We start from the raw sequence: 23,459 nt of genomic DNA, 5'->3' as shown, positions 1-23,459 counted from the left end.
TCACTCGAAGCGATACTGCAGTCGAGGCTGTCTGTGACTACCCGGACGTCGGGGTGCCCGTCCTGAGTTTGATCTCGGGATTCGGTGACCCAGCGGACGGCGAGGAGCAGTGGCAGGAGCGTGCGCTCTGTGCGCAGACCGATCCGGAGGCATTCTTCCCCGAGAAGGGTGGCTCCACCAGAGAGGCCAAGCGCATCTGCATGGGGTGTGAGGTCCGGGACGAATGTCTCGAATACGCTCTCGCTCACGACGAGCGGTTCGGTATCTGGGGCGGGCTCTCCGAGAGGGAACGCCGTCGCCTCAAGCGCGGAATAGTCTGACGAGGAGTTCGGCCCGGTACGGGGAGTGCGGGACCGAGTGAAACACCGAATCGGATGACGAAGGCCGGGTTGCGGCCGTGGGGGACGAGCAACCCGGCCTTCGTCATGTATCCGGAACGTTTCTCAGTCCTCGTCGTCCTCGTCGAGTGTCGGATCCACCACTTCCGGTTCGACACCGAGATAGGTGGCCACCTGGTGCACGAGGACGTCGTGCACCAGATCCGTCAGATCGTCCGGATCCTTCGCGCGCACCTCGAGAGGTCGGCGAAACAACACGATCCGCGCCCGGGTGGCAGCGCCTCGTCGATCGATCCCCGCCGGCACGAGCCGGGACAGCGGCACCGGCCCGTCGGCAACCACCTCGTCCGGCCAGTTGACCGAGTCGGGGTCGCGTGCCCGGATCTTCGGGACCTCGTCGACGGCAATGTCGAGCTTGGTGAGGCGGTCGTGCCAGCGCGCGTCGATCGGCGCGAACGCCCCCAATACGAGCAGGTCGAATTTCTCTGCGCGTGTCTTCCACGCCGGCAGGCTCTGCGGGAACAGGGGACCGCGGATTCCCCTGCCGCGGCGTGCCACGGCACGGGACGACACAGGGCGGGAACGTCGTGCGCGGACCATGCCATGGACACTACGACACGAAAATCGCTCCACCCTTTCGGTGTGTCCGAATAGTCCTGGCGCGTCCGGCGCGCTACGCTCCCAGTCGTGAGAACACTGCGTCGATGCTGCCGGCCTGGGTGCAAGAACCCTGCTGTTGCGACGCTGACCTACGTGTACTCGGACTCCACTGCCGTTGTCGGTCCCCTGGCGACCGTCGCGGAACCGCACTCGTGGGATCTCTGCGAGATGCACGGTTCGCGCATCACGGCACCCAAGGGCTGGGAACTCGTCCGATACGAGGGAGCGTTCTCGTCGGCCACCCCCGACGAGGACGATCTGACCGCCCTCGCCGAGGCCGTACGCGAGGCCGGCCTGGGGGAGCGTTCCCGTTCCGACGCGAGCGACGACGACGCCGAGCAACCCCAACGGGCCGTCGTGCCTCCCACCGCACGCACCGGCCGACGCGGTCACCTGCGTGTTCTTCCCGATCCCACGTCCTGAGCCGTTCGCACTAGGCTGAGCGAGTGCGATGGCGCGGAGGACGGTATCGCACGAGTCGAGTTCAGGAGCTAATACAGTGGCGAGAGCTGCCGAGTCGGTGTCAGCAGTCATCAAGGCCTACGACGTACGGGGTGTCGTCGGAGAGCAGATCGACGAAGAGTTCGTCCGCGAGGTCGGAGCGTCGTTCGCACGCCTGTTGCGCAGTGAGGGCAGCGCGGACCGTGTGGTGATCGGGCACGACATGCGCGCCTCGTCCCCCTCGCTCTCGCAGGCCTTCGCCGACGGGGTCACCGCCCAGGGACTCGACGTGGTGCTGATCGGCCTCGCATCCACCGACCAGCTCTACTTCGCGTCGGGCCTGCTCGACGCACCCGGCGCGATGTTCACGGCCAGCCACAATCCCGCGAAGTACAACGGCATCAAGCTCTGCCGTGCCGGTGCCAAGCCCGTCGGTCAGGACACCGGTCTGGCGCAGATCTCCGCCGACCTCGTCGAGGGGGTGCCCGCCTACGACGGCGAGCGCGGCAACATCACCGAGCAGGACGTCCTCGAGGACTACGCCTCGTTCGTCCGCGGCCTGGTCGATCTCGCGGAGATGCGTCCGCTGAAGGTGGCGGTCGACGCCGGCAACGGCATGGGAGGCCACACCGTCCCCGCCGTCTTCGGTGCCCTGCCCGTCGATCTCGTGCCGCTGTACTTCGAACTCGACGGCACCTTCCCGAACCACGAGGCCAACCCCCTCGACCCCGCCAACCTCGTCGACCTCCAGCGTCTGGTCGTCGAGTCCGGTGCCGACGTGGGCCTGGCCTTCGACGGCGACGCCGACCGCTGCTTCGTCGTCGACGAGCGCGGCGAGCCGGTCACCCCGTCCGCGGTCACGGCGCTCGTCGCCGCCCGCGAACTCGCCAAGGAACCCGGCTCGACGATCATCCACAACCTCATCACCTCGCGCGTGGTGCCCGAACTCGTCGCCGAGCAGGGCGGCAAGCCGGTGCGCACCCGGGTCGGGCATTCGTTCATCAAGCAGCAGATGGCCGAGACCGGTGCCGTCTTCGGCGGGGAACACTCGGCGCACTACTACTTCCGCGACTTCTGGGGTGCCGACTCCGGCATGCTCGCGGCGCTGCACGTCCTCGCCGCACTCGCCTCGCAGGACGGTCCGCTCTCCGAGTTGATGAGCTCCTACAACCGGTACGCGGCGTCGGGCGAGATCAACTCGACGGTCGCCGATGCTGCCGAGCGCACCGAGGCCGTCGTCGCGGCGTTCGAGGACCGCGCGGTATCGATCGACCGGCTCGACGGTGTCACCGTCGACCTGCCCGACAACGCATGGTTCAACCTGCGTGCGTCCAACACCGAGCCGTTGCTGCGGCTCAACGTGGAGGCCCGCACGGACGGTGAGGTCGAGGCATTGGTGAAGGAGATCCTTTCCGTCGTTCGTGCGTAGGCGGAGGGACAACGGGAATAATCGAAGTGCCGGGACAGGTCGTGCCGGTGTCGGTTCGGCGGAGCACCGATCTCGGGTCGGTGGCCCCACCGGGCACTGTCAGCCGGCTCGCCGAGGTCGCGGCGGCGGAAGGAAGGTGATGCGGTCGTGACGGCACCCTCACCGCTGTTCGACTTCGACGATGCGGGCGGTGTTCTCGCCGCCGATGTCGACGGCATCCTCAGGAGCGCGGCCCTCGGCGGCGCCCAGATCCGCGCGGTCGCCGCGGCGGTCGACGAAGGTCTGCTCGGCCGGCTCACCGACATGCACCCCCGCAGTGTGGTCTTCGTCGGCACCGACGCCCGCGCCCGCTCGGCCGCGGAACTGGTCGTCGCGATGTTCGGTGGGCAGGCCGGTGTACCGCTGATCTCCGCGCCGACCACACCGCCGTGGGTCGGCGCGCTCGATGTCGTGGTGGTCTCGGGAAACGACGCCGGCGATCCAGAGCTGGCGCGCAGCATCGACGCCGGACTGCGTCGCAGCGCTGAGGTCGTCGTCGACGCCCCCGACGAAGGTCCGGTGCGGGCGGTCTCGGCCGGTCGCGCGATGTTGTTGCCGCCGCGCGTCCGGGTCCAGACCCGGTACGTGCTCGCCCGGCACGTCGCGGTGTTCTGTGCGGTGCTCGGCGTGTTGCAGCGCGCCGTCCGGATCACCGGTGTCCCGCCGCTCGCCGAGGTCGCCGACACGGCCGACGAGGAAGCGGCGCGCAATCATCCGGCGAACGAGGTCTTCCACAATCCCGCAAAGTCGCTCGCGGTGCGCATGCAGTCGCGTCGCGTGGCGTTCGCGGGAGACTCCGCCGCGACGACGGTGCTCGCACGGCACGCGTCGGAGGCCCTGCTCCAGGAGGCGGGTGTGGTCGCCGGCGCTGCGGCACTGAGCGACGTGCTGGTCGCGCGCGACCGGCTCACGAATGTGGTCACCGCGAGCGGTGAGAACTACGACCCGTTCTTCCACGACGAGGAGCTGGACGGACCGGCGCCGATCGCACCGGCACGGGTGTTCGTGCTCAGCACCGACCCCGACCGCTCGGCGGCGCAGCGCAGGACGGCGGCACTTCCGGATGTGGAATTGATGTCCGTGATCGGAGAATTCGAATCGAGCACGGTTCCGACCGTGCTGGAACAGGTGGCAGTGTTGACCGTCCGCACAGAGATGGCGGCCGCATATCTCGGATTGGCAGGGGGGAGATAGTGCACCGACTCGAAGGTGCGGTGCGCTCGTACGCCTGGGGATCGCGGACCGCGATCGCCACCCTGCGTGGCCGCAATGTGCCGTCCCATCATCCCGAGGCCGAGTTGTGGCTCGGTGCGCACCCGGCCGATCCCGCCAGGCTGGTGGATCCGGACGGCGACGAGCACTCGCTGCTCGACGTGTTGTCGGCCGATCCGCAGCGACACCTCGGTGATCGCACGGTGGGGGCGTTCGGTCCCCGCCTGCCCTTCCTGCTCAAGCTACTGGCGGCGGAGGAGCCGCTGTCGCTGCAGGCGCATCCCAGCGCCGGCCAGGCGGCCGAGGGCTTCGCTCGTGAGGAAGCACTCGGCATCCCGATCGACTCGCCCGTCCGCAACTACAAGGACGCCAGCCACAAGCCCGAACTCGTGGTGGCGCTGACCCGGTTCGAGGCCCTGGCCGGCTTCCGTGACCCGAAACGGACCGTGGAGCTGTTCGAGGCGCTGGCCGTGCCGGAACTCGACCCCTATGTGGGACTGCTCGCGGGCCAACCCGATTCGAGCGGTCTGCGGGCGCTGTTCACCACCTGGATCACGTTGCCCCCGCCCGCTCTCGCAGCGTTGCTGCCGCGTGTGCTCGACGGTTGCGTCACCTATCTCGCGGCCGGACGGGACGGCGAACGCGATTTCGTTCCGGAGGTACGCACGGCCCTGCAGCTGGCGGACTTCTATCCCGGCGACGCCGGAGTGCTCGCCTCGCTGCTGCTCAACCGCATCACCCTGCAGCCGGGCGAGGGCCTGTACCTCGACGCGGGAAATCTGCACGCCTACCTGCACGGCATGGGTGTCGAGGTCATGGCGAACTCCGACAACGTGCTGCGCGGTGGTCTCACCCCGAAGCACGTGGACGTGCCCGAACTGCTGCGGGTGCTCGACTTCGGTGCGGCCTCGGTGCCGATTCTCGAAGCCGTGCCGGAGGCCTCGGCGGAGACCGGGTCGGGGCAGAGTCCGATCGAACGCCGCTACCGCACCCCGGCACCGGAGTTCGCGTTGTCCCGCATCGATCTCGGCGCGGGCGACGCCCTCGGGGTCGGTGCCGACGGACCACAGATCCTGCTGTGCACCGCAGGCGATGCCCGCGTCGAGTGCGACGGCGAGTCGGTGACGCTGAGGCCCGGCGACTCGGCGTGGTTGTCGGCGTGCGACCGGAATCCGACCGTCCACGGTTGTGCCGCGGACACCCAGGTCTTCCGGGCCCGGCTCGGGGAGATACCGGGATCGGCGACCGACGAGTCCTGAAGCAGAGTCCCGGTAGGGACGGAATCGAACCGAAGGCGAGCCCGCACGGGCTCGCCTTCGTCGTTTCCGGATGCATCTTCGTGAGATTTACAAAATCGGCTATATGTCTAGACCTAGGACGAACAGTGGCCTAGAGTCAAGATATGAGTGGTGTGCGTCACCGTGCGGTGGCGTGCCCGGCGCCATCAACGGTGATGAAGGAGACCCGACATGAGTACGGCATCCGCGGATTCGGTGGATCGACCCGACCTTCAGTGGCGCGACCGGAAACGCCATCTGTGGCTTCTGGGGCTGGTGCCCCCGACGGCGCTGTTCGTCGCCGCCGCCCTGGTGTGGGGCGGTAACGAACTCGGTCTGCAGAGCGTCACCCCGGTCCTGTGGTGGATAGGCCCCCTGCTGGTCTACGTCCTCGTCCCGCTGCTCGACCTGTTCGTCGGCCCCGACGGCGAGAATCCACCCGACGAGTTGTTCGAGCAACTCGAGAACGACCGCTTCTACCGCTACTGCACCTACCTCTACTTGCCCTTCCAGTTCGCGTCGCTGGTCTTCGCCTGCTACCTCTGGTCGGCCGGCGACCTGTCCTGGCTCGGCATCGACGGCGGGCTCGGCGTGATGTCGAAGATCGGACTCGCGATCTCGGTCGGCGTGGTCGCGGGCATCGGTATCAACACGGCGCACGAGCTCGGCCACAAGAAGGTCGAATTCGAACGGCGACTGTCGAAGTGGGCGCTCGCCCCGTCGTTCTACGGGCACTTCTACATCGAGCACAATCGCGGCCACCACGTGCGGGTCGCCACCCCGGAGGACCCGGCCTCGGCCCGGTTCGGGGAGAGCTTCTGGCGATTCCTGCCCCGCAGCGTCGTCGGCAGTCTGCGGTCGGCGTGGCGCCTCGAACGAGCCCGCCTCGAGCGGCTCGACAAGCCGGTGTGGAGCGTGCACAACGACGTCCTCAACGCGTGGGCGATCTCCGTCGTGCTGTACGCGGTGCTTCTCGGCGTCTTCGGTCTGTCGATCGCGCCGTATCTCGTGATCCAGGCGGTCTTCGGGTTCTCGTTGCTCGAGGTCGTGAACTATCTCGAGCACTACGGTCTGCTGCGGCAGAAGACGGCGAAGGGACGCTACGAGCGCTGCTCGCCCGCGCACAGCTGGAACAGCGACCACCTGGTGACGAACATCTTCCTGTACCACCTGCAGCGGCACAGCGACCATCACGCCAATCCCACGCGGCGCTACCAGACCCTGCGCAGCATGGAGATCTCACCGCAACTGCCCGCGGGCTACGCGACGATGATCACCCTCGCCTACATCCCACCGCTGTGGCGCAAGGTCATGGACCACCGCGTGCTCGACCACTACGACGGCGACATCACCCGCGTCAATATCGAACCGCGTCGACGCGAGAAGATCCTGGCCCGCTACGGAGCATCGGATCCCGCTGCCGCGGAAGGAAAATGATCGTGGCGTCCTACCGCTGTCCCGTCTGCGAGTTCGTGTACGACGAGACCGCCGGCGTTCCCCGCGAGGGCTTTCCGGCCGGCACCCCGTGGTCCGACGTACCCGACGACTGGCCGTGTCCCGACTGCGGAGTCCGGGAGAAGACCGATTTCGAGGAGCACACCCCGTGAGTACCGACTACCGTCTGTTCCGTTGTCTCGTCTGCGGATTCGAATACGACGAGGCCGAAGGGTGGCCCGACGAGGGCATCGGACCCGGCACCCGGTGGGAGGACATCCCCGACGACTGGTCGTGCCCGGACTGCGGCGCCGCCAAGGCCGACTTCGAGATGGTCGAGATCGTCCGCCGGTGAACCGCTGCCCGGGGGATCACGACCCGCCTTGCTTTGACGAGCACTTCCGCGCGTGAGAGCGTTCCCACCATGTCGAACGCGCGGGTTCCCTTCCACGAGGCAAGTCGGGTGCTGCTGCGCTCGACGATCCTCGACGCCATGCGCGAGCTGCTGCACGAACGCGACTGGTCGGCCGTCACCATGAGCGACGTCGCCCGGGCTGCCGGCATCAGCCGGCAGACCCTGTACAAGGAGTTCTCCTCCCGGCAGGGGCTCGCCCAGGGCTATGCGCTGCGTCTGGTCGACGAGTTCGTCGACGCCGTGGCCGATTCGGTGTACGCCCACGTCGGCGACGCGCGGGCCGCGCTCGTGGACGGATTCACCTTCTTCTTCGAGGCGTCCGCCGCCGACCCCCTGGTGCAGTCGCTGCTGAGCGGGGAGGCCAAACCCGACCTGCTGCGGTTGATCACGACCGACGCCGCCCCCATCCTCGAACGGGGCGCGGGTCGCCTCACGGAGACCTTCCACCACAGCTGGATCGCGGCGTCCGAGTCCGACGCCGGGATCCTCGCGCGCGCTGTCGTGCGGGTCGCGCTGAGCTTCGTCTCGATGCCCCCGGCCTCGGGGCGTGATGTCGCCGCCGACCTCGCCGATCTGCTCGTGCCGTTCGTCGAACGGGCCGCCGTACGCGGTTGACGCCCGGGCGCCGTACGGAGGTGCGACGGACGGATCCCGTCGGGGGACGATCTGCCGGGCCTCTTCTTGCGCAGGTTGTATAGCCTGGAACCAACATCGTCTGCCGACAGGAAGAGGCATCTGCACGTGTCTGACACCACGCTCGTAGCCGACCGGGTCAACGGTCTCGATTTCAAGGTCGCCGATCTGTCCCTCGCCGAGTTCGGGCGCAAGGAGATCCGGCTCGCCGAACACGAGATGCCGGGCCTGATGGCGCTGCGTCGCGAGTACGCGGAAGTGCAGCCGCTGAAGGGCGCACGGATCTCCGGCTCGCTGCACATGACGGTCCAGACCGCTGTGCTCATCGAAACGCTCGTCTCCCTCGGCGCGCAGGTGCGCTGGGCGTCGTGCAACATCTTCTCCACCCAGGACCACGCCGCCGCGGCCGTCGTCGTCGGCCCGCACGGCACCCCCGAAGAGCCCAAGGGCGTCCCGGTCTTCGCCTGGAAGGGCGAGACCCTCGAGGAGTACTGGTGGGCGGCCGAGCAGATGCTCACCTGGCCCGGCGAACCCGCCAACATGATCCTCGACGACGGCGGCGACGCCACGATGCTCGTGCTCAAGGGCGCCCAGTTCGAGAAGGCCGGCGTCGTCCCGCCGATCGACGAGGAGCAGGACTCCGCCGAGTACAAGGTCTTCCTCGAGCTGCTGCGCCGCTCGCTCGCGGCCGACTCGAAGAAGTGGACCACCGTCGCCGAGTCCGTCAAGGGCGTCACGGAGGAGACCACCACGGGCGTCCTGCGCCTGTACCAGCTCTCCGCAGCCGGCGAGCTCGCGTTCCCCGCGATCAACGTCAACGACTCGGTCACCAAGAGCAAGTTCGACAACAAGTACGGCACCCGGCACTCGCTGCTCGACGGCATCAACCGCGGCACCGACGTCCTCATCGGCGGCAAGGCCGCGCTCGTGTGCGGCTACGGCGACGTCGGCAAGGGCTGCGCCGAGGCCCTGCGCGGCCAGGGCGCACGCGTCTCGGTCACCGAGGTCGACCCGATCAACGCCCTGCAGGCCATGATGGACGGCTACGACGTCGTGACGGTCGAGGACTTCATCGGCCAGGCCGACATCGTCATCACTGCGACCGGCAACAAGGACATCATCACCTTCGAGCACATGAAGGCGATGAAGCACCAGGCCATCCTCGGCAACATCGGCCACTTCGACAACGAGATCGACATGGCCGGCCTCGAGCGGGCCGCCGACGTCACGCGGATCAACATCAAGCCGCAGGTCGACGAGTTCACCTTCGCCGACGGCCATTCGATCATCGTCCTGTCGGAGGGCCGCCTGCTCAACCTGGGCAACGCCACGGGCCACCCCTCCTTCGTGATGAGCAACTCGTTCGCCAACCAGGTGATCGCCCAGATCGAGCTGTGGACCAAGCCCGACGAGTACGACAACGAGGTCTACCGCCTGCCCAAGCACCTCGACGAGAAGGTCGCGAAGATCCACGTCGAGGCGCTCGGTGGACAGATCACGAAGCTGACCAAGGAGCAGGCCGAGTACATCGGTGTCGACGTCGAGGGCCCGTACAAGCCCGAGCACTACCGGTACTGATCCCGTTGATTCGACGGGAATCACAGGGCACATGGGTGATCTGATCGTCGTCGAGGGTCTCGACGGGGCCGGCAAGCGGACGTTGTCCGCCGGTCTCGTCGAGACCTGGCGCGAGGCCGGACGGAAGGTCGCGACGCTGGCCTTCCCGCGGTACGGGCAGTCGATCCACGCCGATCTGGGCGCGGAGGCGTTGCGCGGGCAGCACGGCGACACCGCCTCGAGCGTCGAGGCGATGGCGTTGCTGTGGGCGCTCGACCGACGCGATGCTGCCGACGAGCTGCGGAAGCTGCTCGCCGACAACGACATCGTGCTGCTCGACCGGTACGTCGCGTCCAACGCCGCGTACACCGCGGCGCGCCGGAACCAGGGCGCGACCGGCCCGGCGGTGGAGTGGATCCGCCGTCTCGAGTTCGAACGGTTCGGGCTTCCGGTGCCCGATCTGCAGGTGCTGCTCCGCGTTCCGGTCGCCCTCGCCGCCGAGCGTGCCCGTAACCGCGCCGCGACCGAGGTCGACCGCGATCGCGACGCCTACGAGCGCGATGCCGGTCTGCAGGAGCGCACCGGCGCGGTCTACGACGGGCTCGCGCAGCAGCAGTGGATGTCTCCGTGGGAGGTCGCAGGCCCGCAGACCTCCCCGCGACAACTCGCCGTTGACATCTCAAATCTGCTTCACGACGCTCGAGGGGTGACACGATAGAGGCTATGAAGCCGAGGATTCTGGTAGTCGACGACGACACCGCGCTGGCCGAGATGCTCACGATCGTGCTGCGCGGCGAGGGATTCGAACCGTTCGTGGTGGGGGACGGCACTCAGGCGCTGGGTGCCGTGCGCGAGATCCGGCCCGACCTCGTCCTGCTCGATCTCATGCTCCCCGGCATGAACGGCATCGACGTGTGCCGTGTGCTCCGCGCGGATTCCGGTGTGCCGATCGTGATGCTCACCGCCAAGTCCGACACCGTCGACGTCGTGCTCGGCCTCGAATCGGGCGCCGACGACTACATCGTCAAGCCGTTCAAGCCGAAGGAGCTCGTCGCACGCGTGCGGGCCCGGCTGCGTCGCACCGAGCAGGAGCCGGCGGAGGTCCTGAACATCGGGGACATCACCATCGACGTCCCCGCCCACAAGGTCACCCGCGGCGACGAGGCGATCTCGCTCACGCCCCTCGAGTTCGACCTGCTCGTGGCGCTCGCACGCAAGCCGCGCCAGGTGTTCACCCGTGAGGTCCTGCTCGAGCAGGTCTGGGGTTACCGGCACGCCGCCGACACCCGGCTCGTGAACGTCCACGTCCAGCGTCTGCGCGCGAAGGTCGAGAAGGATCCCGAGAATCCCGAGGCGGTGCTCACGGTGCGGGGGGTCGGCTACAAGGCCGGACCGCCGTGATTCGAACCTACCGGCTTCGGCGGCGTATCACGCGTAGGACGCTGCCGCTGGTGAGGTGGTCGCGGTCGATGAGCAGCCGACTCGCGCACACCTGGCGACGATCCCTGCAGCTCCGGGTCGTGACCTCGACCCTCACGCTGTCGCTGATCGTCATGTTCGTGCTCGGAGTGGTACTCACGAGCCAGATCACCGACCGACTGCTCGAAGTGAAGATCGACGCGGCGACCGAGGAGATGGATCGCTCGCGCGCACTCGTCGAGGGACAACTCGCGGGCGCCGACGACTCCGGCTCGCTCGCGGTCCGCCTCGACGGTGCCGCGGCGATCCTCACCAGCCGTGGCAGCGACGGGGGACAGGACACCGGCGTCGCCGGAACCTTCGACCCCGTCCTGATCGTTCCCGGCGACGGTCCGCGGGCCCCCACCTCGAGCGGGCCCGCCGACCAGATCCCGCAGAACCTGCGTGCCTTCGTCCAGAACGGGCAGATCGCGTACCAGTTCGCGACGGTCGCCGATCCCGACGGCTACACCGGGCCGGCCCTGATCATGGGCAGCCCCACCGACTCCGACATCTCGACACTCGAGCTGTATCTCGTCTTCCCGCTCGGCGGTGAGGAACGCACCCTCGCCCTCGTCCGCGGCACCCTGCTCGTCGGTGCCGTGGTCCTGCTCGTGCTGCTGGCCGCGATCTCGATGATCGTCGCGCGGCAGGTCGTGCTGCCCATCCGGTCGGCCTCCCGGATCGCCGTGCGCTTCGCCGACGGACGGCTCAAGGAACGCATGCCGGTCCGCGGTGAGGACGACATGGCGCGCCTGGCGATGTCGTTCAACGAGATGGCCGAGAGCCTGTCGCGGCAGATCACCCAGCTCGAGGAGTACGGCAACCTGCAGAAACGGTTCACCTCCGATGTGAGCCACGAACTGCGCACCCCGCTCACGACCGTCCGTATGGCCGCCGACCTCATCCACGACGGCAGCGACGAGCTCGACCCCGTCCTCAAGCGGTCCTCCGAACTGCTCGTCGCCGAACTCGACCGCTTCGAGAGCCTCCTCAACGATTTGCTCGAGATCAGCCGGCACGACGCGGGTGTCGCCGAACTCGCCTCCGAACGACTCGATCTGCGGATGTGCGCGCGTGCCGCCGTCTCGACCGTGCGGCACCTCGCCCGCGAGACCGCCACCGAGCTCATCGTCGACCTTCCGGACGAGTCCGTCGAGGCCGACGTCGATCCGCGCCGCGTCGAACGCATCCTGCGCAACCTGCTCGCCAACGCGATCGATCACGGCGAGGGCAAACCCATCCTGCTGCGGTTGCGCGCCGACGACGCGGCCGCGGCCTTCGTCGTGCGCGATCAGGGCGTGGGCCTGCGACCGGGGGAGGAGAAACTCGTCTTCAACCGGTTCTGGCGCTCCGATCCGTCGCGGGTCCGGCGCTCCGGCGGCACCGGCCTCGGTCTCGCGATCAGCGTCGAGGACGCCAACCTGCACAACGGCAAGCTCGAAGCGTGGGGCGAACCGGGACGAGGTGCCAGCTTCCGGCTCACCCTCCCGCGCGAACGCGGACGTAAGGTGGGTCGCAGCCCCCTGCCTCTCGTGCCCAGCGCCGCGAAGGCCGTACAGGGCAAGCCCCCGCCGGGTGACGACACCCCGGAGCGGCCTTCGACGGGAGAGATCCCGACCGACCCTGCGAGCACATCGTCCGAAGGAGCCAATACATGAGCCGCTCGACTCCGCGTGCAGCGGGCGTGCTCGTCGTACTCCTGACCGTGGCCGGACTCGTGCTGTCGGGATGTGCCACGCTGCCGGATTCGTCGTCACCGCAGGCCATCGGAACCCTTGAACGCGGCCCCGCGACCACCGAGGTCGCCGCTCCCGTGCCCGGTCGCGAACCCGACCTGCTCCTGCGCGACTTCCTGCAGGCGAGCACGGATCCGACCAACCGCCACCGCGCGGCCCGGCAGTTCCTCACCCCCACGATGTCCGAGTCCTGGGACGACGCGGCGAGCGCGACGATCGTCGACAAGGTCGACGTCCTCGTCGAGGAACGCGACGGCGACAGCGCCACCTACGTGGTGCGGGCCAGCACCGTCGGCTACCTCGAGGAGGGCGGCATCTACCGTCCCGCCGACGGGGAGTTCGAGGCGCGGTTCTCCCTGGTCCGCACGGACGGGGAGTGGCGCATCGACCGGTTGCCGGCCGGCGTCATCATGGACCGCCCGCGCTTCCTCAACACCTATCAGCGCCGCTCGCTGTACTTCCTCGACCCGACCGGCACCGCCGTCGTCCCCGACCCCCGCTGGATCACGGGTACCCCCGAACAGACGGCGTCGCAGTTGATCGGGTTGCTCGTCGAAGGGCCGAAAGAGGTCCTCGCGCCTGCGGTCAAGAATCTCCTCGAGGACGTCACCGTCATCGGCTCGGTGACGAAGGCGGACGGCCGCACGACCGACGTCGGCGTCGGACTCGGCGGTATCCGCATCGACTTCCAGGGGGTCGGCTCGATGGGCCGGCAGGATCGCGAACTGCTCGCCGCGCAGGTGATCTGGACCCTCGCCAACGCAGACATCAGCGGCCCGTACCAGCTCCTCGCCGACGGCCAGCCCCTCGACGAACGGTTCCCGAACGGGTGGACCACCGCCGACGTGGCATCGATGAACCCCCTTGCCGCATCGAGCGTGACGGTGGGCCTGCACGCGCTGCTCGACGGGACGCTGGTGAGCGTCGCCGAGACCGGCGTGACACCGGTCCGCAGCTTCTTCGGCATGTCCGACGATCTGCAGTCCGTCGCCTTGTCGCTGGACGGGGAACTCGTCGCCGCCGTCGAGAACACCGGGAAACCGGCACCGGAGCCGGCCGTGCAGCTGATGGTCGGTGCCTACAGCGAAGGCGCTGCCGAACCCGCGGTCGACGGCGAGTCGATCACCCGGCCGTCCTGGTCACCGAACAACAACTCGGTGTGGGCCGTCGTCAACGGCACGGCGGTAGTGCGTGCGGTGCGCGAGCCCGGCACGGGGCGGGTCACCGTGGTCGGCGTCGAAGCGGGTGCGATCCGTGCCCTCGGGGGCCGCATCACCGAGCTGCGCCTGTCGCGCGACGGTGTCCGCGCCGCCCTGATCATCGACGGACGGGTCTTCGTCGCGACGGTCGTACCGACCACGACCGGCGAGTACTCGCTCGCCAACCCGCGCGAGATCGGCTTCGGCCTCGGCGGTCCCGCGCTCGCCTTGGACTGGAGCACGGCCGACACGATCGTCGTCTCCCGAGCGTCGGCCGACGTGCCCGTCGTGCAGGTCGCGGTGGACGGCTCACGCATCGACGCACTCCCGAGCCGCAATCTCACCCCTCCGGTGGTGGCGGTCGAGGCGTCGACGGCCAGCGAGTTCGTCGCCGATTCCCGGACGGTCTTCCAGCTCAACAACCGCGACCCCGCCGGCGACCGGTACTGGCGGGAGGTACCCGGACTGGCCGGGATGGCGGCGATCCCGGTTCTTCCCGGCTAGAGCGTGCCGACGGTGACGCCCAGGCGTCGGTGACTTCGGGCACACTCCCGGTGTGCTCACCGCCTTTCTCGATCTCGTCCTGCCCGCCCGGTGCGGTGGGTGCGCCGCTCCTGGAGCGAGCTGGTGCCGGGCGTGCGCACGCGAGCTCTCCGATCACCCCGTGGCCGTCGCGCCGCGCGTCGACCCCGGGACCCCGGTGTGGAGCCTGGGCCCGTACACCGGCCCCAGGCGCCGCGCGGTGATCGTCGCGAAGGAGCGTGCCCGCCGGGATCTCGCCGAGCCGCTCGGGCTCGCGTGGGCCGTCGCGATCGCGCGGCTGCGCCGATGGAGCGAGCTGCCCGAGGGTCCCTTGATCGTGACGCCCGCCCCCACCCGGACGCGTGCGGCGCGGGCACGCGGAGGCGATCCCGTCACGCGTGCCGCCCGGGCCGCCGCGACCCACGACCGTCGCCTCCACGTGCATCCGATCCTGAGTGTGGCGGCCGGGGTGCGTGATTCGGTGGGGCTCTCGGCAGCCGACAGGCAGCGCAACCTCGCCGGCCGTGTCGGGGTGCGCGCCGACGGTCTGCCGCGCACGATCCCGGTCCTCGTCGTCGACGACGTGCTCACCACCGGAACCACCGCGCGCGAGTCGGTGCGGGCACTCCGACGCGCCGGATTCGACCCTCTCGGAGTGCTCGTGGTCGCCCACGCGTGAGCCCGCGGACGGGCCCGGAAAGTACCTCACCGAGTGACCGGAAGGCGACGCGATGGGAAATCGCGCGGGAACGGTGGCACACCTCCGCGTTACGTACTACCGTCGCCATCAGACCCGGAAACAACAAGGTAGACGGGTGGAAACGCCTGTTCTTCCGATTCCGGGTGAGCGCGCTCTCGCGCTCATACATCATGCCGGCGCGCGGGCTGCGCCGGCCGTAACTCGGGAGGTACGCGTGACGACCCCTTCGAAGTCCAGAGGTTCCGTTGCAGAGGCCGATGCAGCCACGGAAGGCCCACGTGCCGACGTTGTCGTGAAAGGACGCAACGTCGAGGTCCCCGATCACTTCCGGATCTACGTCTCCGAGAAACTCGCTCGGCTCGAACGTTTCGATCCGACGATCTTCATCTTCGACGTCGAGTTGCAACACGAACGCAACAGGCGTCAGAGGAAGAGTTGTCAGCGGGTCGAGATCACTGCCCGCGGAAAGGGACCTGTCGTACGCGCCGAGGCCAGTGCCGACAGCTTCTACGCTGCCTTCGAGTCTGTGATCAGCAAGCTCGAATCGCGCCTGCGACGGACGAAGGAGCGCCGCAAGGTCTCCTACGGTGAGAAGACGCCCGTGTCCGTGGCGGAAGCCACCGCGGCCCTCGCCCAGGATGACGAGCTCGCGATCTCGCCCGACCTGTCGCTCGGCGACAGCGAGAAGGAGCCTCAGGACGGTCCCGGTCGCATCGTCCGGACGAAGGAACACAACGCTGCGCCGATGACCGTCGACGACGCCCTCTACGAGATGGAACTCGTCGGTCACGACTTCTACCTGTTCCACGACAAGGAGACGGACACGCCGTCCGTGGTCTACCGGCGACACGCCTTCGACTACGGTCTGATCAGGCTCGTGTGACACTGCAGGGAGTGACCGAAGGCACCTCGCCATCGCGGTCACTCCCGCGCAGCGCCTACCATGGAATCCGGCCGGGGTCCGACAAGGCCTCGGCCGGATTTCTTGTCCGTGCAGGTACCCGAGATTGAGGACGAACACACCAGTGCTGTCGCTGACGAAGCTGCTCCGGATCGGTGAAGGTCGCATGGTCAAGCGGCTCAAGCACATCGCCGAGCATGTCGATTCCCTCTCCCCGGACTTCGAGGCCCTGACCGACGCCGAGCTCCGGGCCAAGACGGACGAGTTCCGGAGCCGCTACCAGGACGGCGAGACGCTCGACGATCTGCTTCCGGAAGCCTTCGCGACCGCCCGGGAGGCGTCCTTCCGTGTGCTCGGCCAGAAGCACTATCTCGTCCAGATCATGGGTGGCGCGGCGCTGCACTTCGGCAACATCTCCGAGATGAAGACCGGTGAGGGCAAGACCCTCACCTGCGTGCTGCCGGCCTACCTCAACGCGATCTCCGGCGACGGCGTCCACGTCGTCACCGTGAACGACTACCTCGCCAAGCGCGACGCCGAGTGGATGGGCCGCGTGCACCGTTCCCTCGGACTCGAGACCGACGTGATCCTGTCCGGCATGACCCCGGCCCAGCGCCGCGCGGCCTACTCCGCGGACATCACCTACGGCACCAACAACGAGTTCGGTTTCGACTACCTGCGCGACAACATGACGCACTCGCTCGACGATCTCGTCCAGCGTGGCCACAACTTCGCGATCGTCGACGAGGTCGATTCGATCCTCATCGACGAGGCCCGGACCCCGCTGATCATCTCGGGTCCCGCCGACGCGTCGAGCAAGTGGTACTCCGAGTTCGCGCGCATCGCCAAGCTGCTCAAGCCCGAGGTGCACTACGAGATCGATATCCGCAAGCGGACCGTCGGTGTGCACGAGGCCGGCGTCGAGTTCGTCGAGGACCAGCTCGGCATCGACAACCTGTACGAGGCGGCCAACTCGCCGCTGGTGAGCTACCTCAACAACGCCATCAAGGCCAAGGAGCTCTACGCCAAGGACAAGGACTACATCGTCCGCAACGGCGAGGTCGTCATCGTCGACGAGTTCACCGGCCGCGTCCTGTCGGGCCGCCGCTACAACGAGGGCATGCACCAGGCGATCGAGGCAAAGGAAGGCGTCGAGATCAAGGCCGAGAACCAGACGCTCGCCACGATCACGCTGCAGAACTACTTCCGCCTGTACGACAAGCTGTCGGGCATGACCGGTACGGCCGAGACCGAGGCCGCGGAGCTCCACCAGATCTACAGCCTGGGTGTCATCCCGATCCCGACCAACCGCCCGATGGTGCGCGTCGACCAGGGCGATCTGATCTACAAGACCGAGGAAGCGAAGTTCGCGGCCGTCGTCGACGACGTCGTCGAGCGTCACGAGAAGGGCCAGCCGGTCCTCATCGGTACGACGAGCGTCGAGCGGTCGGAATACCTGTCGCGGCAGTTCACCAAGCGCGGTGTGCCGCACAGCGTGCTCAACGCGAAGTTCCACGAGCAGGAAGCGCAGATCATCGCGCAGGCCGGCCGGTCCGGCGCGGTGACGGTCGCGACGAACATGGCCGGTCGCGGTACCGACGTCGTGCTCGGCGGCAACCCCGATATCCTCGCCGACATCGAGCTGCGCAAGCGCGGCCTCGACCCGGTCAACACGCCGGACGAGTACGAGGCGGCTTGGGACGAGACCCTCGAGCGGATCAAGGCCGAGTCGAAGGCCGACGCCGAGAAGGTGCGAGCGGCCGGTGGCCTGTATGTGCTCGGCACCGAACGGCACGAGTCGCGTCGTATCGACAACCAGCTCCGTGGCCGTTCCGGTCGTCAGGGTGATCCGGGCGAGTCGCGGTTCTACCTCTCGCTCGGCGACGAGTTGATGCGACGTTTCAACGGCGCCGCGCTCGAGTCGATCATGACGCGACTGAACCTGCCCGACGACGTGCCGATCGAGGCGAAGATGGTCTCCAAGGCCATCAAGAGCGCGCAGACGCAGGTCGAGCAGCAGAACTTCGAGATCCGCAAGAATGTCCTCAAGTACGACGAGGTGATGAACCAGCAGCGCACCGTCATCTACGAGGAGCGTCGCCGGATCCTGCGCGGCGAGGACCTCGAGGGTCAGGTGCAGCACATGCTCACCGACGTGATCACCGCCTACGTCGACGGTGCGACCGCCGAGGGCTACGTCGAGGACTGGGATCTCGAGCAGCTGTGGACGGCGCTCAAGACCCTCTACCCGGTGGGTGTCGACCACAAGACGCTCGTCGCCGAGAACGAGGACCTCGACCGCAACGGTCTGCTCGAGGTCCTTCTCGAGGACGCCCGCGCCGCCTACGCACGTCGCGAGGCCGAACTCGAGGCCATTGCCGGTGAGAACGCGATGCGCGAACTCGAGCGTCGCGTGCTGTTGTCGGTTCTCGACCGCAAGTGGCGCGAGCACCTCTACGAGATGGACTACCTCAAGGAGGGCATCGGCCTGCGCGCGATGGCGCAGCGTGATCCGCTCGTCGAGTACCAGCGCGAGGGCTTCGATATGTTCACCGCGATGCTCGAGGGCCTGAAGGAGGAATCGGTCGGATTCCTGTTCAACCTCCAGGTCGAGGCCGCGCAACAGCAGCAGTCCGCGGGTGTGGCGGTCACGCCGGCCTCTGCGGCGGCCGCCGCGCAGGCGGCCCCGAGCCTCGCCAAGGCTGCTCCCGCCCGACCCGCACAGCCGGCCCCGGCGGCACAACAGGTACAGCCGGCCCCGGCGGCACAACAGGCACAGCCGGCCCCGGCGGCGCAGGCGGAGCCCGCACCGGCCGCGCTGCGGGCCAAGGGTCTCGACGAGACCGAGCGGCGTCTGACCTACACCGGTCCCGACGAGGACGGCCGCGCCCACGTCGCGCGTACGACCGCCGGTTCCGACGCGGGCTCCGCGCCCAGGCAGGCGGGCACTCGCAAGGAGCGTCGTGCCGCGGCCCGGCGCGATGCGAAGACCAACCGGCGACGCTGAACGCGCTGAGTCGAAGACTCACGTAGGCGTTGAGTCGAAGACTCACGTAGGCGCTGAGTCGAGGACTCACGATCACCCCACGACCCTGTGGCTCACCCCGAGCCACAGGGTCGTGATCGTCCAGCGGTGCGGAGCACGAGGACGGGGACGCTTGCGCACCATCCGGCCGGCGAAGGCGAACACCCGGTCCCCGCGACCGTAGCTGCCGAACAGTTCCACGGTGTCGGCGTCGACGGGACGCACCCGCGTCCGCAGCAGTATCGCGGTGCTGCGTCCGGCACGCGGAGGCCGGCCCGCGGTGATCGTCGCGACGAGACGCGGATCGAGGACCGTGGTGGACTGCACCGCGGGACGGCGGCCGTCGACGACCTCGAGGACCAGGCGCACCGCCGTCTCCGCGACCCGCACGACACCCGGATCGAGCACGATCGCGGGTCGGTCGCTCGGCTCTGTGGCCGGACCTTCGATGCTCGGGCCCTCGGCCGGACGTCCGGTTCCGTCGCGGCGGAGCGTGGCGCGTCCCGAGCGTCCGTCGTGCGGCGTGGGCCGACGGGCGACGTGGCTGCGGGGACGGTGGCAGCTCTCCTCGACCGGAGGTTCGAGGCGGGTGAGGCGGCGCACGTAGCGCCCGGTGTGATGCGACATGGGCTCTCCCGAAGGGCATGAGAACGGATCGTCACGGTGACACCGTGACGGCGGATCGGTTCGGGAGAGGACGAACCGCGCACATGATGCCACATCTCCGGGCGACGGTCCCGGTTCGACGCGCGCGGGATGCGCTGCGCGAGCAGGACGTCCAGGACCTACGGTGGTGTCGTGATGCGAGGACTCGTACTCGACGTCGGTGGCGTCCTGGTCGGGCCGGGAAGCGACCCCGACACCTTCGGCGCGGCCGTGACGGTCCTGCGCGCGCGTGGGGTGCGGACCGCCCTGCTGAGCAACGATCCCGGTGGGCCCGGCGCGCAGTGGCTGCGCGATCTCGAGGGTCCGTTCGTCGACCGCGTGGTGCTCTCGGGTGACGCACGTGTCGCCAAACCCGACCCCGAGAGCTACCTGCTGGTCGCCCGGCTGCTGGACCTCGAACCCGGCGAGTGCGTCTTCGTCGACGATTCGGTCGGCAATGTGCGAGGCGCCGCCGCTGCGGGGATGGTCGGCGTACACCATGATGGTTCACACGACGCGCCGGGCGAACTGGCCGTACTCTTCGATCTCGATCCCGAGGAGATCGGGAGCGGAGCCACGGACGGCGCCGAGTCGTGGTGGCGATGTTCGGGAGGTTCGGGTCAGGAGGGGGAACGGGGTCGATGACGAGCCGGATGACGGCGCAGGACGCGTCGTACTACTACCTGGAGACGAGCAACACGCCGATGCACGTCGGGTCGCTCGCGATCCTCGAACCCCCCGAGGGCGGTCTCGACTACGAGAGCGTGCTGCGGTTGGTCGAGCAGCGACTGCCCGAGGTGCCCCGTTACCGGAAGAAGGTGCGGGAGGTCGCATTCGGGCTCTCGCGACCCGTGTGGGTCGACGACCGCGATTTCGACATCACCTACCACGTGCGGCGCTCCGCGCTGCCGAAACCCGGCTCCGACGAACAGCTGCACGACCTCGTCGCGCGTCTGGTCTCGCGACCGCTCGACCGCACGCGACCGCTCTGGGAGATGTATCTCGTCGAGGGGCTCGCGAACGATCGGGTGGCGCTGTTCACGAAGTCGCATTCGGCGCTCGTCGACGGCGAGGAGGCCCTCGACATCGTCCAGGTGCTCTTCGACAAGGAACCGGTGCCGCGTGAGGTCCCCGAGGAATTGTGGATGCCCGAACGCGAACCGTCGGAGTCCGCTCTGCTCGTCGGAGCGCTCGCCGAACTCGTCGCGCGCCCGGGGGAGGGGATCGCCGCCGTGCGATCGGCCGTGGGCGATCTCACGGCGACCCTCACCGAGACCGTCGACGCCGTCGGCCGGATCGCCCGCACGGCAGCGCAGTCGGCGCCCGAGACTCCGCTGAACACGCAGATCTCGAGGAGCCGTCGGTTCTCCGTGGTGCGCTCCGATCTGGAGCCCTACCGCAAGATCCACTCCCGCTACGGCTGCACGATCAACGACGTGGTGCTCGCGGTCCTCGCCGGCGCGTTGCGGTACTGGCTGCTCTCCCGCGGGGAGCCGGTCACCGAGGCGACGGTGGTGCGGGCGATGGTCCCGATGTCGGTGTACACCCAGGATCCGGACGACTGCGGCGACAACGACACGATCCAGGTGCACCCGCAGGGCGAGGTGTCGTCCTTCCTGCTGGATCTGCCGGTGGGGGAGCCGAACGCGGTGGTCCGGTTGTCGCACATCGCGCATGCGGGCGAGGCCTACTCGCGGCAGCGGCGGCGGGTGGCGGCGCAGACGATGGTCCGCTTGTCGGGCTTCGCCCCGGCGACGATGCACGCGGTGGGAGCCCGGGTCGCGATGGGTTTCTCGCAGCGGATGTTCAACCTCATGATCACCAATGCGCCCGGTCCGCAGCACCCGCTCTACCTCACCGGAGCCCGGCTGCTCGAGATCTTCCCGGTCTCGCCGCTGCTGAAGAATCAGGCCCTGAGCATCGCGTTGACGTCCTACGACGGCAAGATCTACTACGGTTTGAATGCGGATCGTGATGCGATGCCCGATGTGGACGTGGCAGCGACGCTGATCCAGGAATCTCTCGAGGAGTTGACGGATGCCGGCAGGTGAGAAGTGACGCGTGTCTATGTACCGGCAACGCTCGCGATGTTGCAGGGCCTCGTCGCCGACGGTGAGGTCGACGCGGTGGGCCGGACGGCCTTCGCGGTGACCCCCGCTCTGCGCGAGGCCTACACGGCGGGCGACGACGAGGAGCTCGCCGAGGTCGCTATGGCCGAGGCGGCACGCGCGTCGCTGCGGTTGCTCGGGTCCGAGGAGCCGAACGATCATCCGTCCTTCGCGTCGCGTCGGGTGGTGATCGCGGCCGACGTCGACGAGGTGAAGCCGCGACCGGATCTCGACGATGCGGTCGTCAAGCTCGCCGGGCCGATCACGATGCGTGCGGTTGCGTCGGTGCACATCGACCTGCAGGAGGCGGAGGCCGACGTCGCGCGGGCACGCGAGATCGTCGATGCCGCCGAACTGGGCGACGAGGAGGCCGAGTTCGTCCTCGGCGACGCGGAGGACCACGAATTGGCGTGGTACGCGGCACAGGAACTGCCCTTCCTCCTCGAACTGCTCTGACCTCGCATATCGCCACGTCATAGGTGTGACGACCGTCTCTTGCTCAACCTACGCTTCCGTAACCTCTGATAACCTACGGAGCCGTAACCGGAGTGAGGAGAAACGGTCGGATGGGCCTGAAGGAATGGATCGAGAAGCCTGCGGCACACGTCGCGCCAGGGGAGAAGTCGCTCTCCAACGTCCTGCGTGGCGCGGTGGCCCGGCTGACCACCCCTCTGCTCCCCGACGACTACCTGCATCTGGTCAACCCGCTGTGGTCCGCCCGTGAACTGCGCGGGCGCATCGTCTCGGTGCGCCAGGAGACCCCCGATTCCGCGACGATCGTCATCCGTCCCGGCTGGGGCTTCGACTTCGGATACGCGCCCGGCCAGTACATCGGCATCGGTCTGCATGTCGACGGTCGCTGGCACTGGCGCTCCTACTCGCTGACCTCGTCGCCCACCTGGGACGACAAGGTCATCTCCATCGCCGTGAAGGCGATGCCCGAGGGTTTTCTGTCCAGCCACCTCGTCGGTGGGGTTCCCGAGGGCACCGTCGTGCGCCTCGCCGCCCCGAAGGGCGATTTCGTCCTGCCCGACCCGCCGCCGGCGAAGATCCTCTTCCTCACGGCCGGCAGTGGCATCACGCCGATCATGTCGATGCTGCGGACGCTCGACCGGCGTGCGGTCGAGCGCGAACTCGACCTGCCCGACGTTGTGCACATCCACTCCGCGCCGTCGGCCGAGAACGTGATGTTCCGGTCCGAACTCGAGCGTTTCGACGCCACCCACGATCGCTTCCGCGTGCACGTGCGTCACACCCGTGAGAAGGGCAAGTTCGCGCTCTCGGAGCTCGACGAGGTGTGCCCCGACTGGCGCGAGCGTCAGACCTGGGCGTGCGGTCCCCAGCAGATGCTCGACGACATCACCGCGCACTGGGCCGCGGAGGGCATCGAGGATCAGGTCCACCTCGAGCGCTTCGCCGTCAGCCGCGCCGACACCTCTGGCTCGGGCGGAACGATCACGTTCGCGAAGTCCGGCAAGACCGTCACTGTGGACGGCGCCACGACGATTCTCGAGGCCGGTGAGAGCGTCGGTGCGCTGATGCCTTTCGGTTGCCGCATGGGAATCTGTCAGACTTGTGTTGTGCCGCTCGAGAAGGGGCACGTCGTCGATCTGCGATCCGGCAAGGAGCACGCAGAAGGCGAACGCGTCCAGACCTGCATCTCCGCCGCTGCCGGCGACTGCACACTGGACGTGTAGACACCGACAGCAAACCTCCGAAGGATCCCG

At 68.3% G+C, this 23,459-nt stretch carries 23 protein-coding genes; 21 read left to right on the top strand and 2 right to left on the bottom strand.

The window, feature by feature from the left end; genetic code table 11:
- Positions 1 to 53: 53 nt before the first annotated feature.
- Positions 54 to 320, top strand: coding sequence for a WhiB family transcriptional regulator (locus tag RBB84_RS11595; protein WP_167414258.1), 267 nt, complete (start codon positions 54 to 56; stop codon positions 318 to 320).
- A gap of 123 nt (positions 321 to 443) precedes the next feature.
- On the opposite strand, the gene RBB84_RS11590 is transcribed toward RBB84_RS11595, so the two are convergent.
- Positions 444 to 938, bottom strand: a complete 495-nt coding sequence (locus RBB84_RS11590; RefSeq protein WP_033097091.1) for a metallopeptidase family protein — start codon at positions 936 to 938, stop codon at positions 444 to 446.
- An 87-nt stretch (positions 939 to 1,025) separates the two neighbouring features.
- Between RBB84_RS11590 and RBB84_RS11585 the strand changes: the two genes are divergently transcribed.
- The 16 genes from RBB84_RS11585 (at position 1,026) to secA (ending at position 18,961) form a co-directional block, all read left to right on the top strand.
- Positions 1,026 to 1,421 carry a DUF3499 domain-containing protein gene (locus tag RBB84_RS11585; RefSeq protein WP_170318468.1) on the top strand — a complete coding sequence of 132 codons (396 nt, stop codon included), beginning with the start codon at positions 1,026 to 1,028 and terminating at the stop codon, positions 1,419 to 1,421.
- A gap of 76 nt (positions 1,422 to 1,497) precedes the next feature.
- Entirely contained in the window at positions 1,498 to 2,868 is a 1,371-nt protein-coding gene (locus tag RBB84_RS11580) for a phosphomannomutase/phosphoglucomutase (protein ID WP_019288507.1), read from the top strand.
- A 147-nt stretch (positions 2,869 to 3,015) separates the two neighbouring features.
- Positions 3,016 to 4,101 (top strand): hypothetical protein, encoded by a 1,086-nt coding sequence (locus tag RBB84_RS11575; protein WP_033097092.1) that lies wholly within the window; start codon positions 3,016 to 3,018, stop codon positions 4,099 to 4,101.
- Positions 4,101 to 5,378: a mannose-6-phosphate isomerase, class I gene (gene manA / locus RBB84_RS11570; RefSeq protein ID WP_006550209.1), complete on the top strand. Its 1,278-nt coding sequence runs from the start codon at positions 4,101 to 4,103 to the stop codon at positions 5,376 to 5,378. Before RBB84_RS11575 ends, manA begins: the two co-directional genes overlap by 1 nt.
- 210 nt (positions 5,379 to 5,588) lie before the next feature.
- The gene (locus RBB84_RS11565; RefSeq protein ID WP_033097093.1) at positions 5,589 to 6,833 is read left to right on the top strand and encodes an alkane 1-monooxygenase; all 1,245 of its coding nucleotides are present in this window, start codon (positions 5,589 to 5,591) and stop codon (positions 6,831 to 6,833) included.
- Between the two features lie 2 nt (positions 6,834 to 6,835).
- Positions 6,836 to 7,003: a rubredoxin gene (locus RBB84_RS11560; protein ID WP_174247009.1), complete on the top strand. Its 168-nt coding sequence runs from the start codon at positions 6,836 to 6,838 to the stop codon at positions 7,001 to 7,003.
- Positions 7,000 to 7,185, top strand: a complete 186-nt coding sequence (locus tag RBB84_RS11555; RefSeq protein ID WP_019288502.1) for a rubredoxin — start codon at positions 7,000 to 7,002, stop codon at positions 7,183 to 7,185. Before RBB84_RS11560 ends, RBB84_RS11555 begins: the two co-directional genes overlap by 4 nt.
- A 69-nt stretch (positions 7,186 to 7,254) precedes the next feature.
- Entirely contained in the window at positions 7,255 to 7,860 is a 606-nt protein-coding gene (locus RBB84_RS11550) for a TetR family transcriptional regulator (protein WP_019288501.1), read from the top strand.
- A gap of 126 nt (positions 7,861 to 7,986) precedes the next feature.
- Complete coding sequence (gene ahcY / locus RBB84_RS11545; RefSeq protein WP_019288500.1) at positions 7,987 to 9,456, top strand: adenosylhomocysteinase; 1,470 nt, start codon at positions 7,987 to 7,989, stop codon at positions 9,454 to 9,456.
- Positions 9,457 to 9,487: 31 nt separating this feature from the next.
- Positions 9,488 to 10,153 (top strand): dTMP kinase, encoded by a 666-nt coding sequence (locus RBB84_RS11540; protein WP_033097094.1) that lies wholly within the window; start codon positions 9,488 to 9,490, stop codon positions 10,151 to 10,153.
- On the top strand, positions 10,150 to 10,836 hold the full coding sequence (mtrA, locus tag RBB84_RS11535) for an MtrAB system response regulator MtrA (protein ID WP_174556239.1): 687 nt from the start codon (positions 10,150 to 10,152) through the stop codon (positions 10,834 to 10,836). Before RBB84_RS11540 ends, mtrA begins: the two co-directional genes overlap by 4 nt.
- Positions 10,837 to 10,904: 68 nt before the next feature.
- Positions 10,905 to 12,554 carry an MtrAB system histidine kinase MtrB gene (mtrB, locus tag RBB84_RS11530; RefSeq protein ID WP_019288499.1) on the top strand — a complete coding sequence of 550 codons (1,650 nt, stop codon included), beginning with the start codon at positions 10,905 to 10,907 and terminating at the stop codon, positions 12,552 to 12,554.
- A complete protein-coding gene (gene lpqB, locus RBB84_RS11525) occupies positions 12,551 to 14,335 on the top strand; it encodes an MtrAB system accessory lipoprotein LpqB (protein ID WP_019288498.1) in 1,785 nt (594 codons plus the stop codon). The genes mtrB and lpqB overlap by 4 nt, the downstream gene beginning before the upstream one ends.
- A 52-nt stretch (positions 14,336 to 14,387) precedes the next feature.
- Positions 14,388 to 15,032: a ComF family protein gene (locus tag RBB84_RS11520; RefSeq protein WP_033097095.1), complete on the top strand. Its 645-nt coding sequence runs from the start codon at positions 14,388 to 14,390 to the stop codon at positions 15,030 to 15,032.
- 235 nt (positions 15,033 to 15,267) lie between these two features.
- On the top strand, positions 15,268 to 15,936 hold the full coding sequence (raiA, locus tag RBB84_RS11515) for a ribosome-associated translation inhibitor RaiA (RefSeq protein ID WP_033097096.1): 669 nt from the start codon (positions 15,268 to 15,270) through the stop codon (positions 15,934 to 15,936).
- 184 nt (positions 15,937 to 16,120) lie between these two features.
- On the top strand, positions 16,121 to 18,961 hold the full coding sequence (secA, locus tag RBB84_RS11510; RefSeq protein WP_052040047.1) for a preprotein translocase subunit SecA: 2,841 nt from the start codon (positions 16,121 to 16,123) through the stop codon (positions 18,959 to 18,961).
- A 72-nt stretch (positions 18,962 to 19,033) separates the two neighbouring features.
- On the opposite strand, the gene RBB84_RS11505 is transcribed toward secA, so the two are convergent.
- Positions 19,034 to 19,606, bottom strand: a complete 573-nt coding sequence (locus RBB84_RS11505) for an Rv3235 family protein (protein ID WP_033097098.1) — start codon at positions 19,604 to 19,606, stop codon at positions 19,034 to 19,036.
- Between the two features lie 174 nt (positions 19,607 to 19,780).
- On the opposite strand from RBB84_RS11505, the gene RBB84_RS11500 reads away from it, so the two are divergent.
- From RBB84_RS11500 to RBB84_RS11485, 4 genes are all read left to right on the top strand, one after another.
- The gene (locus RBB84_RS11500; protein ID WP_024101497.1) at positions 19,781 to 20,269 is read left to right on the top strand and encodes an HAD-IA family hydrolase; all 489 of its coding nucleotides are present in this window, start codon (positions 19,781 to 19,783) and stop codon (positions 20,267 to 20,269) included.
- On the top strand, positions 20,266 to 21,675 hold the full coding sequence (locus tag RBB84_RS11495) for a wax ester/triacylglycerol synthase family O-acyltransferase (RefSeq protein WP_026061398.1): 1,410 nt from the start codon (positions 20,266 to 20,268) through the stop codon (positions 21,673 to 21,675). Before RBB84_RS11500 ends, RBB84_RS11495 begins: the two co-directional genes overlap by 4 nt.
- A gap of 36 nt (positions 21,676 to 21,711) precedes the next feature.
- The gene (locus RBB84_RS11490; protein WP_183079261.1) at positions 21,712 to 22,188 is read left to right on the top strand and encodes a hypothetical protein; all 477 of its coding nucleotides are present in this window, start codon (positions 21,712 to 21,714) and stop codon (positions 22,186 to 22,188) included.
- A gap of 110 nt (positions 22,189 to 22,298) precedes the next feature.
- Positions 22,299 to 23,429 carry a ferredoxin reductase gene (locus tag RBB84_RS11485; RefSeq protein WP_033097099.1) on the top strand — a complete coding sequence of 377 codons (1,131 nt, stop codon included), beginning with the start codon at positions 22,299 to 22,301 and terminating at the stop codon, positions 23,427 to 23,429.
- Positions 23,430 to 23,459: the final 30 nt, after the last annotated feature.

Source organism: Rhodococcus sp. D-6 (genome assembly GCF_040256695.1).
Lineage (GTDB): Bacteria > Actinomycetota > Actinomycetes > Mycobacteriales > Mycobacteriaceae > Rhodococcus > Rhodococcus pyridinivorans.
Note: the sequence above shows the minus strand (reverse complement) of the source record. Positions and strands in the feature narration are given on the sequence as shown.